Genomic DNA, 15,218 nt, shown 5'->3' on the forward strand with positions numbered 1-15,218 from the left:
GGCCCTTGCATCTGCGCCAGCCGCCGCGATATGCACTACTCTTTCGATGTCCGATCAGCCTCATTGCCACCGCAGAGGGATCCGCGTGCCCGCCATTATCTCCATCGCCGGACTGGGCAAGACCTACAAGTCCGGCTTCACCGCGTTGAAAAATATCAATCTGGACATCCAGCGCGGCGAGATCTTCGCCCTGCTTGGCCCCAACGGCGCCGGCAAGACCACGCTGATCGGCATTGTCTGCGGCATCGTCAACCCGAGCGCGGGCACGGTGCTGGCCGACGGCCACGACATCGTCAAGGACTACCGCGCCTCGCGCAGCAAGATCGGCCTGGTGCCGCAGGAACTGTCCACCGACGCGTTCGAGACGGTCTGGGCGACGGTGAATTTCAGTCGCGGCCTGTTCGGCAAGCCGGCCGATCCGGCGCTGGTGGAAAAGATACTGCGCGACCTGTCGCTGTGGGAAAAGCGCGATGCCAAGATCATGACCCTGTCCGGCGGCATGAAGCGCCGCGTGATGATCGCCAAGGCGCTGTCGCACGAGCCCAGCATCCTGTTCCTGGACGAGCCCACCGCCGGCGTCGACGTGGAACTGCGCCGCGACATGTGGAACCTGGTACGCGGCCTGCGCGAGAACGGCGTCACCATCATCCTGACCACGCATTACATCGAAGAAGCCGAGGAAATGGCCGACCGCATCGGTGTGATCAGCAAGGGCGAGCTGATCCTGGTCGAGGAAAAGCACCAGCTCATGCGCAAACTGGGCAAGAAGCAGCTTACGTTGCAGCTGCAGAATCCACTGACACAGATTCCCGCCGGCCTGTCCGACTACGCGCTGGAGCTGTCGGCCGACGGCAACGAACTGATCTACACCTTTGACACCCAGGCCGAGCAGACCGGCATTGCCGCACTGCTGCGGCGCCTGTCCGAACAAGGCATCGACTTCAAGGATCTGCATTCCAGCGAGTCGTCGCTGGAAGACATCTTCGTCAGCCTGGTGAGGACGAACGCATGAACCTGTACGCCATCCGCGCCATCTACCGTTTCGAAATGGCCCGCACCGGCCGCACGCTGATGCAGAGCATCGCCTCGCCAGTGCTGTCCACCTCGCTCTATTTCATCGTCTTCGGCGCAGCCATCGGTTCGCGCATGGGCGATGTCGACAGCGTCAACTACGGCGCTTTCATCATCCCCGGCCTGATCATGCTGACCCTGCTGACCGAAAGCACGTCGAATGCCTCGTTCGGCATCTACCTGCCGAAATGGTCGGGCACCATCTACGAGCTGCTGTCCGCACCGGTGTCGTGGATCGAAGTGGTGATCGGCTATGTCGGCGCCGCGGCCACCAAATCGGTGATTCTGGGCCTGCTGATCCTGATCACGGCGCGCTTCTTCGTTGACTATCACATCGAGCATCCGTTCTGGATGGCGGGCTTCCTGGTGCTCACCGCGGTCACCTTCAGCCTGTTCGGCTTCATCATCGGCGTGTGGGCCGACGGCTTCGAGAAACTGCAGGTGATTCCGCTGATGATCGTGACGCCGCTGACCTTTCTCGGCGGCAGTTTCTATTCGATCAGCATGCTGCCGCCGCTGTGGCAGAAGATCGCGCTGTTCAATCCGGTGGTCTATCTGGTCAGCGGTTTCCGCTGGAGCTTCTACGGCGTGTCCGATGTCAATGCCGGCCTGAGCTTCGGCATGACGCTGGGCTTCATGCTGGTCTGCCTGGGCATCGTCTGGTGGATCTTCCGCACGGGCTACCGCCTCAAGAATTGAGACGGACCTGGCCGCGCGGCATCGCCGCACCGATGCCGTGCAGCCAGCGGACACAAATTTTGCGATTTCGCCAAACGGAGTTTCTCGTTTTTGGGTTTCCGCGCCCGACGCCGCCCCGGCGTAATCCAGCAGCGGCCTGTAATTCTCCACCATCGTCTACGGCGCCCGTGTCGCCCTGCCGGCTGGCGCCAGCGGGATCTTTTCCGCCTGCCCCCGCGACAGCAGCATCGCCGGACAACGCCATGGGCTGAACGGCCGTTGCCTGCCGACCACGCCGAGCATGTCGTTCAGCAACACCTGCGTCGGCAGCGGCCAAGCACCCCAATCCATCGGCAGCTTCGACACCAAGCTTACGATCGGGTGCGCTGCACGGCGGCGACCAATGTCAGGTTCGGCAGCGACATGGGCCAGCTGCGCGATCCGAAGATGATTTTGGTCCTGCAATGATTGCTGGAAACGCTGCCGTCCACCGTCACTCACCCGGCGCTGCACAGCGCCATCGGTATCTGGCACAGGCGCATCGACTGAAACGAGTTTGCTCAACGTGAAAGAAGGTGAAATGGCTTCACGTTGACGCACATTTCTGCATAACGGCTGCCGGCGGTGGCGCCGGGTCACTCGAAATGGTGCGAATTTTGCTAATACAGAAAATACGGGCAATGACCATGACATCGAGAGCTTTTCATGTACAGCAACAGCGGCTGGCTGCCACAGACTGCCGTCTCCTCCCCCGCCGGCGAAACTGAGCACGCCGGCGACAACACCTGCGGCGGCGCGCTTGCGCCGGCAACCACGGCTTCGCTGGCTGCTCGGCTGGGCGGCCTGCGGGGCCGTTTTCTGCTGCTGGTGCTGGGCGTACTCGTCGGCGTCGGCACCGCGGTGGGACTGGGCTCCGTGTACATGACCGACCGCATCGTCCACGGCCTGGGCAGCGGCTATGCCCTGCAATACGCCAACCAGTTGCACGAGCGCCTGCTGGCAGGTATCCAGCGCGAACAGGTACTGACACAGAAACTGGTCGATTCGCCCTTGCTCAAGCGCTGGGCCGACAACGAGTCCGATCCGGAACTGACGCGCCAGGCCCTGGCAGAACTGGACAGCTATCGCACGCTGTTCCTTGACAAGAACTATTTCTTCGTCGTCGATGCCAGCCGCAATTACTACGCCAACAACGCGGCCAACGAATTTGCCGGCAAGGAACTGCGCCATCGGCTGAACCCGGCCGACAAGTCCTCGGGCTGGTACTTCGCCACGATGAAAGATGTGGACAATTTTGAACTGCGGATCGACCCCAGCACAGAGCCGGGTGTGGCCGGGCTCTGGATCAGCGCGACGCTGCGCAGCAGCGACGGGCGCAAGCTGGGCCTGGGCGGCAGCCGCCTGGGTCTGTCGTCCTTCGTCGAGGACATCGTGCGCCGCACCGATCCGGGCGTGGAAACCTGGCTGGTCGACGATGCCGGCTTATTGCTGGGCCATCCCGACGGCGCACCGATGCAAGCCAACACGCAGAACACGGACTCGGCGCTGCGCAAGAGCGCATTTTCGCTGCTGCACGACGCACGCCAGGTCGAGCTGCTGAGCGAGGCCCTGGCGCAGCTGGCGTGCGAGGGCAAGCGCGGTTCGGCACAGCGGGAACTTACCGTCGACGGTCGCCCGCGCCTGGTCGCGGTCAGCTATCTGCCGGAAATCCACTGGGCCGTGATCGTGCTCGTCGATCCGGCCCGGGTCACGCAGCTAGCCTCGTCCCGGCCGATTCTTGTCCTGCTCGCCGTGTCGTTGCTGGCCATCGTTCTGTTGATTTCCTGTCTGCTCGACCGGCTGGTGCTGGCGCCGCTGGCACGCCTGGCCGCGCACGCGCGCGCGGTAGCGGACGGCCGCTACGACACGGTGTCGCCCGAGCGGCCCGACGAGATCGGCCAGCTCGCCGCCTCGTTCAACCGGATGACAACGGCCGTCGCCGATCGTACACAGAATCTGGAACTGACCCTCGCCCAGCGCAGCCAGGCGCTGCAACAATCCAACAGTCTGCTGGAGGCCGCCGACAGGAAGATCGTCGACAGCATCGACTATGCGCGGCTGATCCAGTCTTCGCTGCTGCCCAAACCTGCCGAGATGGCGCGCCTGTTCGCCGACTGCGCTGTGCTATGGCTGCCGCGCGACGGAGTAGGCGGCGATTTCTATGCGGTCTACCCCGACGGCGCCGACGGCTGCCTGCTCGCGCTCGGCGACTGCAGCGGCCACGGCGTGGCCGGCGCGTTCATGACCATGGCGACCAAGACCCTGCTCGATCGTGCGGTCGATGCACTCGGCATGGACGATCCAGCCGCCTTGCTGGACGAGCTGCGTAGCGGTGTGGCGGCACTGCAGCATGGCGGCCAGGCCAGCGGCGACGGTGGCCTGGACCTCGCCTTGCTGCATTTGGCGCCGGGCCGCAAAAAACTCACCTTTGCCGCGGCCAGACTGGCGCTGTGGGTGGTACACGCCGACGGCTCGCTCGATGTGATCAAGGGCGACCGGCGCAGCATCAGCCATCGCCGCAGCGGTGAACGGGACTTCGCCAATCAGCACATCGACCTGGGTGAGGGCGATCGCTACTACCTGTTCAGCGACGGCATTCTCGACCAGAACGGCGGCGCGCGCGGCATCGCCCTGGGCCGCAGCCGCCTCGCCGGCGTCTTGCGGAGCTGGCACACGCAGCCACTGGCACAGCAGGCGGCAACACTGCAGCAGCTGCTCGCCGACTATCGCGGCAACTTGCCGCAACGCGACGACATCGCCCTGGTTGCCGTTTCGCTGACGCGTGTGCCTCCGGCATCGCGGGGTTCTGCCTGAAATTCCGCCGCTTCAGCGCACATCGCCCGGCCAGCGGTGACGACTTCGCTACCGACAGCGCACCCTGGCCCGTAGGGCGCGATGAGCGCAGCGAATTGCGCGGCAAGTGTTTCCACCCTGCCGCGCCGCAGGCTTTGGTCCAAACGGCGCGATCTGCGCAACGCTTACTCGCAGGCTGTCCCGACGACTGAAGTCAGCCGCTGCAACTCCAGCGAACCGGCCGCAGTAAACGCCGCATCGGTACTGGTCCAGCGCACACTGGCCCGGTCGCAGCTCGCGAACGTGAAGTCCAGCGTGCCCCAGCTCGGCCGCGTGATGCTGGCCGGGTTGAAATTCGGGGGAAAACGGCCGCCGCGCGTGCGTATCGCGTCCATTTGGATGCGGTTTCCGTCGATGCTGCCTACGCCGAGTATCCAGACCTCGTTGCCGGCGTTGTCGAAGGTGAACCAGAACGCCGTGACGGTGGTGGCATCGATCATCTCGAACTGGAAGCCGTGTCCGTTCTGATTCGGCGGCGACCAGTTGCCGCTGATGCCTGCCGGCACGACAAAGGCCGGCGGACTCGCATTCAGCGTGCGCAGATAGAGCAGCTGTTCCGGCCAGTAGCGGGACAGATAGTCGTAGGGATTGGCGGGCAGATCGTCACTGACATAGACCCAGCGATGCTCGCGCGCGACGGCGCGCTGCAGGTTCGCGCGCATCTGCGCCGGCGTGGGAACGCCGTAGACGATGCTGCCCAGTTCCGCTGCATCGGCCCCGCCGGCCCAGGGCGGCCGCACGTAGCTGCCACTGAAGGTGTCGGAATGACCTTCGAACACGACCAGCGCATCGAACTGCGCCGCGTATTGCTGCGCCGTGGCAGCGGCCTGGGACGGATTGACGGTAAAGGGCTGGCCAGGATTGCCGATCAGCAGCGCGTTTGCGTCCAGCGCGCGCAGTGCCTCGCGAATACGCCGGTAGCCGGGCACGTTGGCGAGATCGGCGGACACCTGGTCGAGGAAAATGCCGTCCAGGCGCAGCGACGTGCCGCGCCAGTAGTCGGCGCGGTAGTAGCGCCGGATCTCGTCGATCACCGCGTCCGGACTCTTTGCTGCGTTGCTGCTGGTAACGTAGCCGAGCACCCTCGCATTCGTCGCCAGTAGCCGGGGCAGCGGGCCTTGGCCTGCATCGTTCTGGTAGTTCGGGTCGACGCGTGTGCCGGGGCCGCTGGCGGGGTTGAAGATCACGGCAAGCTCGTCCGGGCGGGCCTGGGCCAGTGCGATGAGATCGCGCCACATATCCAAGCCGCCATCGCAGCACACATCCGGGTTGCCGTAGGCGGGGACCAGCCAGCGTACGGGAGAGCTGCCCTGCGGTCGGGCAATGGAATCTGCCGCAGCAGGCGGAGACAAACTGCCGATCAGCAGCAACGACACGACAAGACAGGCGATACGCAAGGGCTGGTACATGGCGCGCTCCGCTGCGAAGGTTCGCAGTAGCGGCATGTACGCCGTGCTCGAAACACCGGCGCGCATCGCGATGCAACCCATGCAGGGCTGGCCGAATACTGCTGTCGCGTTGACGGACAGCATTGCACCGGCACAACTCCGTACGCTACGGTCTTTTTATAAATTGCGAAAACCGTGAAACGCCTACAACGGCCCGGGCACTCGCAGTGGGGCGGAAGCGAGCCGGCGCTGCCGCCCGCGACGGGCGGCAGGCGGCACCATTGCCGGGTACGCTACTGCGGCATGGCCAGGTTCGCTGCCTCCAGCGGCTTGCCCAATCCGCGCGGCGTGGTCGCGATGACGGCATCGGCCGGCAGCGCCGCAGCGCCGTCCAGGTGCGCATCGACGCGATCCAACGCATTGTATACATACGGCAGAAGCGGCAAATACAGCGCACCGAACTGGGGCAGGCCGAGAAACGCGTCGAAATGCTGCGCGTGTTTCACCTGCCAGTAGCGCACGTCGCGCCCGGCGGCCTTGGCCGCGGCAACATAGGGTGCGCTGCTGAAGGCAGGCGGCACCAGGCCGTCGTCCAGGCCGTGCACGATAATCAGCGGCAGGCCCTGGCGCGGCAGACCGGCGCGCGTTTCGGCGATACCTTTCTTCACGCGCTGCGCCGCCGCATCGTCGCCGCTCCAGAGCTGGCGCAGGCAGTTCAGCGCGGCGAGCGCCGCGGCAGGGTCTTTGTCCACAATATTTACCGCCGCACCCGGCGGGATACCGCTGGCTTCGGCCCACCAGGCCGCGCGCTCGGCGGCGCTGCTGGCGCGGGCGCTGCGGTCGGCGTTCACCGCCGCGAAGGAATGGCCGCAGGGTGCCTCGCCGGCCGCGTAGCGGCCGTAGGCCGAGGCATAGGTGACTGCAACCGCGCGCCACAGGTCGAACATCACGCTGAGGGAACCGGCGCGCAGCGCTTCGTCGGTCCAGCCGCTGGCGTGCAGGGCATCATAGGCGGCCTTCTGCTGTGCAGGCAGATCGGCACCGGCAATCAGGCCGGCCTGCACCGCGTTGGCACAGCGCTGGGCCTGGTCCGGCACGGCGGGCAGGCCGAGCTGGGGCAGCGCGCAGGGCATCAGCAGCGCGGCTTCGGTGGTGTAGTCGTACAGCGCACGCGAGCCCTTGGCGTCGGCATAGATATTCGGCTCGGCGACAACGGCCGCATCCAGCCAGTCGCCGTCGAGTTCGGCCGCGCGCAGCACGGCGCCGCCGCCGTTGGAAATACCGACCGCGATCACGCGCGTATTGGCGAAGGTGAACGGTGCCTGCTGCGGCAGCGCCTCGCTCAGCACCTGCAGGCCATATTCGGCCGCCTGTTTCAGATGGCGGCCCCAGTCGGCCTCGGGATTGTCCCTGGAATGGGCGTGCTTGAAGGCGACGCCGCTGCCGGCGCTGGTATCCGGCTTGAACGCGAGCGTGTCGTCGCTGCCGCCGAGCGTGCCGTCGATACGCACGCCGCGCTTTTCCGCCAGGTCGAAATAGTCGGTGCCGGCGCCCTTGTCGGTATATGCCACGGCGCAGCCCTTGGGCAGGCCCCAGGCGCCGGCGACGGCGATGGCACCGTAGATGCCGCGCGAACCCGACGACGCCGTCACCAGCAGGCAGCGTTTCTTCGCATCGAAACTGTCGGGAATCTGCGCCAGCACGCGGTGCGGCTGGCTGGCACCGGGCAGATCGGCCAGGGCCTGGAATTCACGGCCCGGCACACTGGCCAGGCTGCCGTAGAGCGTGCCGAAACCGCCGCCGGGGGCGAGATCGGCAATGCCACGCCAGTTGCTCCACACGGCGCGCCGGCGCAGTTCGGCCGGTGTCGGCGCCTCGGCATTGGCAAAGGCCGGGGCAGTCATGACGCGCAACCCGTCGAGGCCGAGCCCGGCGCTGAGCAAGTCGTCGCCGTCGCGGTGTTCGCTGATGCGCTGGGCGCGGAACATGCGGCTGTTCTCCGTAGGACTGGCGGGCGCTGGCTTGGCATCCGTGGCGGCCACAGCCGTCGGCGCGGGCGCCGGCGCCGGTGCGGGGCTGCGGTCGCAGGCGCCCAGCAGCGGCAGCAGGGCCAGGGCGAGAAGACGTGGAATCGGTAGGGTAGTCATTTGCCCACACTAGCAAGCCGGCTATGCTCGGCTATCGTACTTTCGTACCAAGCCGCCGCCCAGGGCAGTTGCTACTGTGTCTGTTGGTGACAGCCGGATCCAGCGCCCGCCGCGGCTACCAACGGGTTGCGCAGGGCCGGACCGGGACACACCGGCGATCCGGCTGTCACAGCTTTTCTTCTGGAGACTCCGCATGACTTCTCGCTGCATTCTCATCACCGGCGCCGGCAGCGGCATCGGTGCCGGCGTCGCTGCCGAGCTGGCCAAGGCCGGCCACCACATCGTGCTGACCGACCTCGACCGCAACGCGGTGGAAAGCGTCGCGCAGCAGATCCGCGCCGACGGCGGCTCGGCCGAGGCGCTGGCGCTGGACGTCACCTCCGACGACAGCGTCGCCGCGGCACTGGCCGCGGTATCGCGTCCGGTCGACGTGCTGATCAACAACGCCGGACTGCAGCATGTGGCCCCGCTGGAAGAGTTCCCGATTGCAAAATGGGATTTCCTCATCCAGGTGATGCTGGTCGGCGTGGCCCGCCTGACCCGCGCCCTGCTGCCCGGCATGCGCGCCCGCGGCTTCGGCCGCATCGTCAATATCGGTTCCATCCATTCCCTGGTCGCCAGCCCGTTCAAGAGCGCCTATGTCGCCGCCAAGCACGGCCTGCTGGGCTTTTCCAAGGTCATTGCGCTGGAAACTGCCGACACCGACATCACCGTCAACACCATCTGTCCCACCTATGTGAAGACGCCACTGGTGGACAAGCAGATCGCCGACCAGGCGCGCACCCGCGGCATTCCCGAGTCGCAGGTGGTCAGCGACGTGATGCTCAAGCCCATGCCCAAAGGCGTATTCATCGGCTTTGACGAGCTGGCCGGCATTGCTGCGTTCCTGATCTCGCCGCCGGCGCGCAATATCACCGGTCATACCATCGACGTCGACGGCGGCTGGACCGTGCAGTAAGGCTGCGGCATCGTCTGCGCCATGCCCTCCTTGCTCATTGCCGACGACCACCCGCTGTTCCGCGCCGCCTTGCGCGGAGCGGCGGCCGACGCCGTGGCCGATCTCACCGTGCAGGAAGCCGATTCCCTCGACGGCGTGCTCGCCGCGCTGGAGCGCGAGCCGGACATCGACCTGGTGCTGCTCGACCTGCACATGCCCGGCAATCACGGCCTGGCCGGGCTGGCGGCGATACGCGCCCAGCATCCCGGCGTCGCCGTCGTCGTGGTTTCCGCCAACGACGACCCGCGCGTGGTGCGCCGCGCCCTCGACCATGGCGCCGCCGGCTACCTACCCAAGAGTTCCGGCTTCGAGGAGCTGCGCGACGCCATCCGCACCGTGCTGGCCTGCGAGCAGTGGCTTCCGGCGACCCTGCGCAGCGCGGTGACACGAGCACCGTCTTCCGCCCACGATGCCGACCTCGCCGCGCGCCTGGCCAGCCTGTCGCCGCAGCAGTTCCGCGTACTCGTGCTGGTGGCCCAAGGCCTGCTCAACAAGCAGATTGCCGACCGACTCGACGTACAGGAGCGCACCGTAAAAGCGCACCTCACCGCCATCTTCGAACGCCTCGGCGTGCGCAACCGCACCCAGGCGGGCGTGGTATTGCGCGAACTGGAGCTGACCGATCCGGCGCGGAGTTTGTAGGTTGGGCCAAGCCACAGGCGCACCCCGACATCGCGGTGTATCCGCGACAAAAAAAATGCCGAAGGAACGCGTTTGCTGGCAGCCATTGCGACGAACATTCCTTTGGCATGGCATCTTTGCTGGTGCAGTACCTCGATGCCGGGGTGCGCCTGTGGCTTACCCAACCGCCACACGCCACTGAATTAGTATCTATTTATCTTTATACTATTCCAGACAACGCATCGTGCGGGACTCAGTCCGAGCCCGGCGCCAGTCTTCCGCCGGCGCGCACGCGCGGCACATCCTTGACCAGTTCGCGCAGGTATTTCGCATAGCTTTCAGGCACGGCTGCATCCGCATGCTTGAGCGCGTCGCGCAGCTGCTTGAGAAAGTTTGCCGACTCGCCGTTTTCGCGGAACCAGCGCGAATAGACGCTGGCGACGAACAGGTATTCCAGCCGCTGCGGCGGCTCCAGCGCATCGCCCTCCAGCTGTTCCAGGATCAGGTCGAGGGCTTCCGAGCGCCGGCTTTCCGCCGCAGACAGGTTGCCCATCTGTTCGTGCTGGTAGGCCAGCGCGCGCAGCACCGTGATCTGCTGGCGTGGCGCAAGCCGGCGTTGCACGTAGCAGCCTTCCAGCAACGTCAGCAGTTCTGCCAGTTCCGGCCGCCGTCGCTGCGCCTTGTAGCTGGACGCGAGAAAACCGGCGATGGCGCTGCGCTGTTCCACATCGATGCCGTCGAAATCGCCGACAAAGGCCGCAAAGCCCGACTGGCGGCAGAACCAGATGCCGTCCGGCGAGGTGATCGGCCAGAACACCTGGTCGAATTTCGACGGCGCCTCATAGATCGCAGAACCGAAAGTGCCCGGCATCGCCACCTCGCATTTGGCGCCGGGCAGGATGGGATCGGGCACGCTCTTTTCGGTCCACTTCGTGCTCTGCGCCGAAGCACTTGCCATGCCCAGCAGCAGCGTCGCGGCGACGGTCAGTCGCATGGCGGTTTTCCTCGCGGCGAATCCCTGCCAGGGTGGCATAGACGGCCGTAAGTTCCCGTGTTGCTCATGCACCGCCGCCGAATGCGCTTTCGAACGCGCGCAGGGTTGGCTTTGCCGTCGATGAGTCCAGCACCGAGAAGCGCACCTGCGCGAAACGCCCGCGCCAGGCCGGGCCGGGCCCTGCAGCAGCTGGGCAAACACGCCGGCGACCTGTTGCGGATCGTTGCGGAAGACGCCGCAGCCCCAGGCGCCGAGCACCAGCCGGCGATAACCTTGCGCCGCAGCCAGCGCCAGCACGTAGGCCGCGCGGCGCTGCAGGGTCGCGGCGATCAGCGGCAGTTCGTCCGGGCGGTTATCGGCAATCGCGCCGGCATTCGGCGCCGCCGCGGTGATGAAGCTGACGCGCTGCGCCTGCGGCAACAGGTGGCCGGCATCGTCGCGAAACACCGGGCACTGCGGCGACAGGATCATCGCGTCGGTATACAGCAGCGACGGCGAGCGGCGATGCTGCTCGTAATACTGCGGCGCGCGCTGCAGCGAGGCATACAGCGCGGAACTGCGTGCCAGCGATTCTTCCTGCGCCTGCGCACCGCTGAGAAAGCCGCCGCCGGGCTGCCGGGCCGAGGCGAAGTTCAGCGCCGCGAGCGGCGCATCGCCCTGCGCCAGCAGCGCGGCCACGCCTTCCAGCGTGGTTTCGTTGACGACCTCGATGCGTATCGCCGTGGCAGTTGCCGGCTCTGCCAGCATGCGCGCCTGCACTGACTGCAGGTCCGCCGGCTGGAACAGTTGCGTTGCGGCGACACAGGCCGCCACGTCGGCGGCGATGTCGTTTCGCCGGCCATTGGCCGCGGTGTAGTGCCCCGTCTCGACGATTCGTACGGTTTCGGCGGCAATGTCCAGGCGCTGCTGTCGGTTCATGAGATTTCCGATTTTGTAGTGCGGCTAACTCACGCTGCGCGCGGCCAGCAAGCGATCGAGCACGGATTTCAGCGCCAGCGGCTTGAGCGGCTTGATCAGCAGCGGCAGGCCGGCAGCATAGACCGCCTTGCGCACGGCTTCGCCGGCATCGGCGCTCATGACCAGCGCGGGGCGTGGTGCGAAGGCGGCACTTAGGCGTTCGTACACGGCAACGCCGGTGTCGTCGTCGTCGAGATGGTAGTCGAACAGCCACAAGTCGGCAGGCTGCTGGCGCAACAGCGCCTGTGCGCTGTCGCTGTCGCGCGCGGCGCTTACTTCGCAGCCCCAGCCGCGCAGCAGGCGGCCCAGTGCTTCGCGCGCCGGCGCTTCGTTGTCGACGATCAGCACATGCATGCCGGCAAGACGCTGGCGCGCCGCGGCAGCGCTGGCGGGTTCCCCCCGCGGCGGTGCAGCGGCCCGCGGCAGTTCGATACCGAATACGGTGCCCTGGCCAAGACGGCTGCGCAGGTGCAGCGGCACGTCGAGCAGCTGGGCCATGCGTTCGGCAATCGCCAGGCCCAGGCCCAGGCCGGGGCCGGCCACGTCGTCGCCGCGGCGGAATTCCTCGAAGATGACGCGCTGCTGTGCCACCGCAATGCCCGGGCCGGTGTCGTGGACCTCCACCAGCAGCCGGCCGCCGCGCCGGCGCAGGCCCAGCAGCACGCTGCCCTGGCTGGTATAGCGCACCGCATTGGCAAGAAAGTTCTGCAGCACGCGGCGCAGCAGCTGCGGATCGCTGCGCACCCAGGCCCCGGTGGCGCGATAGCGCAGGCGCAGGCCGCGCTCGGCCGCCAAGGCACGGAATTCCGAGGCGAGCGGATCGAGCACTTCGGCCAAGGGGAAATCACGCAATTGTGCAGAAAGTCCACCGGCCTCCAGGCGCGACATGTCGAGCAGGCCGGTCAGCAGGTCGGTGGTCGAATCCAGTGCACCCCGGGTCTGCGCAATCAGCTCGCGCTGGCTGCTGCTGGCCTGCTGGCCCAGCGCCTCGGTGAACAGGTGGGCGGCGTGCAGCGGCTGCAGCAGGTCGTGGCCGATCGCGGCGAGGAAGCGGCTTTTGGCCTCGTTGGCGTGCTCGGCTTCGCGCTTGGCGTGTTCGAGCAAGGTGGTGCGCTCGGCCACGCGCTGTTCCAGCGTTTCGTTGGCCTGGATCAGCGCCGCCTCGGCGCGGCGGAATGCGGTGACCACGGTAAATGTCGCGACGAAACCGCCGCCAGGCATGGGGTTGCCGCGAATCTCCACGATGCTGCCATCGGGAAACACACGCTCGGACAGATGCGGCGTGCCCGCCTGCATGAAGGCCAGGCGCCGCTGCAGTGCCAGATCCGCGTCGCCGCGATGCGGCATGCGCGCCAGCGACCAGGCAGCCAGGTCGGCCACCGGCGCACCGACGCGCAGCAGGCTTTCCGGAAAACCGAACATTTCCACATAGCGTCGGTTCCAGGCGACCAGGCGCAGCTGTGCGTCGACCACGCTGATGCCCTGGCTCATGTTTTCCAGGGCCGCTTCGAGCAGGCGCTGGTTGAAACGCAAGTCCTGCGAGACCTCGCCGACGATGGCGGCGACGGTATCCAGGTCGGGCCCGGCCTGGCGCTGCGCCGTATGTAGCAACAGCCGCGCCGAAGCACTGCCGAGCACGGCGGCCAGTTCATGTTCCAGCTGCGCCTCGATGGCCGCGGGCACGGGCCCGCGCGCGGGCGCTTCGCGCAGCAGCTCGTCCAGGCGGTTTTCCGGCAGGAAGCGCCGGCCGGCATTGCGCAGGGCGCGCAGGTCGAAACCGGTCTGCTGGCGCCGCTGGCCAGGCCGCCAGGCCGCTACCAACACGGTGACCGCCGTGCCGACGAACAGGCTCGCCGCCACGGCACGGCCGAGCCGGCTCCAGCCGGTCAGCCCGAACAAGGCATCGGGCGCCAGCCAGGGCCAGCCGTACAGGCCCTGCGACAGCCAGTCCGGCGCCACGCCGCGCACCTGGGCGGCCAGCGGCACCAGCAGGGCCCAGCACCAGAGGGCGAAACCGGCGGCGATGCCGGCGATGACCGCCCGCGGCGGCGTCTGCGGCCGCCATACCGCAAACGCCAGGGCCGGTGTCAATGTAGCCAACGCGGAAAACGATACCGCGCCCACGTCGGCCAGCGCCTCGTTGCCGGCGATCAGGCGGTTGTAGGCCCAGGCCAGCAGCATGATCGCGACAATGCCGACGCGGCGCAGCAGCAGCACCGTGCCGCGCAGGTCGCCGCCGCCGGAATGCAGCCAGCTGCTGCGCAGCAGGCCCGGCGCCAGCCAGTGGTTGCCGATCATCAGGCTCAAGGTCAGCGTGCTGACCACGACCATGCCGGTCGCTGCGCTCAGGCCGCCGAGAAAACCGAACAGGGCCAGGCCTTCGTGGCCTTGCGACAGCGGCAGCGCCAGCACGTACAGGTCCGGCGACAAGCCCTGCGCCGCCAGCAGTGCATCGCCCGCATGCGCCAGCGGCAACAGGGGCAGCGCGATCAGCAGCAGGTACAGCGGAAACAGCCAGCGCGCGGTACGCACATGCGATTCGTCGCGGCACTCGACCACGCCGACATGGAACTGATGTGGCAAGGTGAACATGGCCAGCACGCCGAGCAGTACCAGCGGCAGGAAGCCGCCGGCCATGGGCCGGGCCGGTTCCGGCAGGGGCTGCGGCGGGAGTTCCAGGCCCCATACCACGAAGATGCCCAGGGCCAGCATGGCGGCCAGCTTGAACAACGATTCGAAGGCGATCGCCAGCACCAGGCCACGGTTGTGCTCCGCCGCGCTGACCCGGCGCGTGCCGAACAGCATGGCAAACAAGGCCATGGCCAGGGCCACGTACAGCGCGCCGTCCTGCCACAGTGACGGCGATACGGTAGCCGGCGACCGCGTCAGCATGGCGTAGCTCATCGCGACGGCTTTGAGCTGCAGCGCGATATACGGCACCAGGCCCAACGCGGCGACCGCGGTGACGACGGCAGCGACCCAGGAATCCTTGCCCAGGCGGGTGGCGATCAGGTCGGCCAGCGAAGTCGCATTCGAGGCACGTGCCAGCCGCACCAGCTTGACCAGGGCGAACGCGGCGAAGACATACAGCAGGATGGTGCCGATGAATGTCGGCGGCAGCGGCCAGCCGTAGCGCGCGGCCTGGGTCACGGTGCCGTAGAACGTCCACGAGGTGCAATACACGGCCAGCGACAGCGCGTAGACATACGGCCAGTAGCGGGCCAGGCCGGCCGGACGCCGCTCGGCATACAGCGCCACGCCGAACAGCGCGCCCAGCCACAGCAACGAGGCCAGTACGACCAGGCCTACACTCAGCATGTATTCGTATCCCCGGGGCGACGGGGCATGGTAGCGCGCCGGCTGGCACAGAAAGGCATCGACGCGGCGGCGAATCCATCGCGCCGCAGAGGCTTGCCGTTCAAGCCGGCGTCGACAGCTTGCGGGGCGACTCGCGTCCGCTCATCGGCACCCAC

The 15,218-nt window shown here is 66.9% G+C and carries 11 protein-coding genes; 6 read left to right on the top strand and 5 right to left on the bottom strand.

What is annotated here, in order from left to right:
* Positions 1-85: 85 nt before the first annotated feature.
* Positions 86-1,012, top strand: coding sequence for an ABC transporter ATP-binding protein (locus DFR29_RS03240; RefSeq protein WP_133817133.1), 927 nt, complete (start codon positions 86-88; stop codon positions 1,010-1,012).
* Positions 1,009-1,770 carry an ABC transporter permease gene (locus DFR29_RS03245; protein WP_133817134.1) on the top strand — a complete coding sequence of 254 codons (762 nt, stop codon included), beginning with the start codon at positions 1,009-1,011 and terminating at the stop codon, positions 1,768-1,770. Before DFR29_RS03240 ends, DFR29_RS03245 begins: the two co-directional genes overlap by 4 nt.
* A gap of 156 nt (positions 1,771-1,926) precedes the next feature.
* Here DFR29_RS03245 and DFR29_RS03250 read toward each other — a convergent pair whose 3' ends face one another.
* A complete protein-coding gene (locus tag DFR29_RS03250; RefSeq protein ID WP_133817135.1) occupies positions 1,927-2,349 on the bottom strand; it encodes a hypothetical protein in 423 nt (140 codons plus the stop codon).
* Between the two features lie 105 nt (positions 2,350-2,454).
* On the opposite strand from DFR29_RS03250, the gene DFR29_RS03255 reads away from it, so the two are divergent.
* The gene (locus DFR29_RS03255; protein ID WP_133817136.1) at positions 2,455-4,602 is read left to right on the top strand and encodes a SpoIIE family protein phosphatase; all 2,148 of its coding nucleotides are present in this window, start codon (positions 2,455-2,457) and stop codon (positions 4,600-4,602) included.
* A gap of 164 nt (positions 4,603-4,766) precedes the next feature.
* Here DFR29_RS03255 and DFR29_RS03260 read toward each other — a convergent pair whose 3' ends face one another.
* A complete protein-coding gene (locus DFR29_RS03260) occupies positions 4,767-6,050 on the bottom strand; it encodes a spherulation-specific family 4 protein (protein WP_166653846.1) in 1,284 nt (427 codons plus the stop codon).
* On the opposite strand from DFR29_RS03260, the gene DFR29_RS28965 reads away from it, so the two are divergent.
* Complete coding sequence (locus DFR29_RS28965; RefSeq protein WP_166653840.1) at positions 5,965-6,228, top strand: hypothetical protein; 264 nt, start codon at positions 5,965-5,967, stop codon at positions 6,226-6,228. The genes DFR29_RS03260 and DFR29_RS28965 overlap by 86 nt on opposite strands.
* 94 nt (positions 6,229-6,322) lie before the next feature.
* Here the strand turns inward: DFR29_RS28965 and DFR29_RS03265 are convergent, their stop codons facing one another.
* A complete protein-coding gene (locus tag DFR29_RS03265) occupies positions 6,323-8,176 on the bottom strand; it encodes a D-(-)-3-hydroxybutyrate oligomer hydrolase (protein ID WP_243745949.1) in 1,854 nt (617 codons plus the stop codon).
* A gap of 193 nt (positions 8,177-8,369) precedes the next feature.
* On the opposite strand from DFR29_RS03265, the gene DFR29_RS03270 reads away from it, so the two are divergent.
* Together DFR29_RS03270 and DFR29_RS03275 are read left to right on the top strand one after the other, a co-directional pair.
* Complete coding sequence (locus tag DFR29_RS03270; protein ID WP_133817138.1) at positions 8,370-9,134, top strand: 3-hydroxybutyrate dehydrogenase; 765 nt, start codon at positions 8,370-8,372, stop codon at positions 9,132-9,134.
* Positions 9,135-9,155: 21 nt separating this feature from the next.
* On the top strand, positions 9,156-9,815 hold the full coding sequence (locus DFR29_RS03275) for a response regulator (protein ID WP_133817139.1): 660 nt from the start codon (positions 9,156-9,158) through the stop codon (positions 9,813-9,815).
* 232 nt (positions 9,816-10,047) lie between these two features.
* On the opposite strand, the gene DFR29_RS29600 is transcribed toward DFR29_RS03275, so the two are convergent.
* Entirely contained in the window at positions 10,048-11,706 is a 1,659-nt protein-coding gene (locus DFR29_RS29600) for a TIGR02452 family protein (RefSeq protein ID WP_208113497.1), read from the bottom strand.
* 24 nt (positions 11,707-11,730) lie between these two features.
* Positions 11,731-15,063, bottom strand: coding sequence for a PAS-domain containing protein (locus tag DFR29_RS03290; protein ID WP_133817141.1), 3,333 nt, complete (start codon positions 15,061-15,063; stop codon positions 11,731-11,733).
* Positions 15,064-15,218 lie beyond the last annotated feature (155 nt).

This window comes from Tahibacter aquaticus, assembly GCF_004363655.1.
Lineage (GTDB): Bacteria > Pseudomonadota > Gammaproteobacteria > Xanthomonadales > Rhodanobacteraceae > Tahibacter > Tahibacter aquaticus.

Bases quoted from the DNA above. Each gene is read 5' to 3' on its own strand.
- DFR29_RS03255 (WP_133817136.1), top strand. From the start codon at position 2,455: ATGTACAGCAACAGCGGCTGGCTGCCACAGACTGCCGTCTCCTCCCCC.
- DFR29_RS03290 (WP_133817141.1), bottom strand. From the start codon at position 15,063: ATGCTGAGTGTAGGCCTGGTCGTACTGGCCTCGTTGCTGTGGCTGGGC.
- DFR29_RS28965 (WP_166653840.1), top strand. From the start codon at position 5,965: ATGGAATCTGCCGCAGCAGGCGGAGACAAACTGCCGATCAGCAGCAAC.
- DFR29_RS03270 (WP_133817138.1), top strand. From the start codon at position 8,370: ATGACTTCTCGCTGCATTCTCATCACCGGCGCCGGCAGCGGCATCGGT.
- DFR29_RS03265 (WP_243745949.1), bottom strand. From the start codon at position 8,176: ATGACTACCCTACCGATTCCACGTCTTCTCGCCCTGGCCCTGCTGCCG.
- DFR29_RS03260 (WP_166653846.1), bottom strand. From the start codon at position 6,050: ATGTACCAGCCCTTGCGTATCGCCTGTCTTGTCGTGTCGTTGCTGCTG.
- DFR29_RS03245 (WP_133817134.1), top strand. From the start codon at position 1,009: ATGAACCTGTACGCCATCCGCGCCATCTACCGTTTCGAAATGGCCCGC.
- DFR29_RS03275 (WP_133817139.1), top strand. From the start codon at position 9,156: ATGCCCTCCTTGCTCATTGCCGACGACCACCCGCTGTTCCGCGCCGCC.
- DFR29_RS29600 (WP_208113497.1), bottom strand. From the start codon at position 11,706: ATGAACCGACAGCAGCGCCTGGACATTGCCGCCGAAACCGTACGAATC.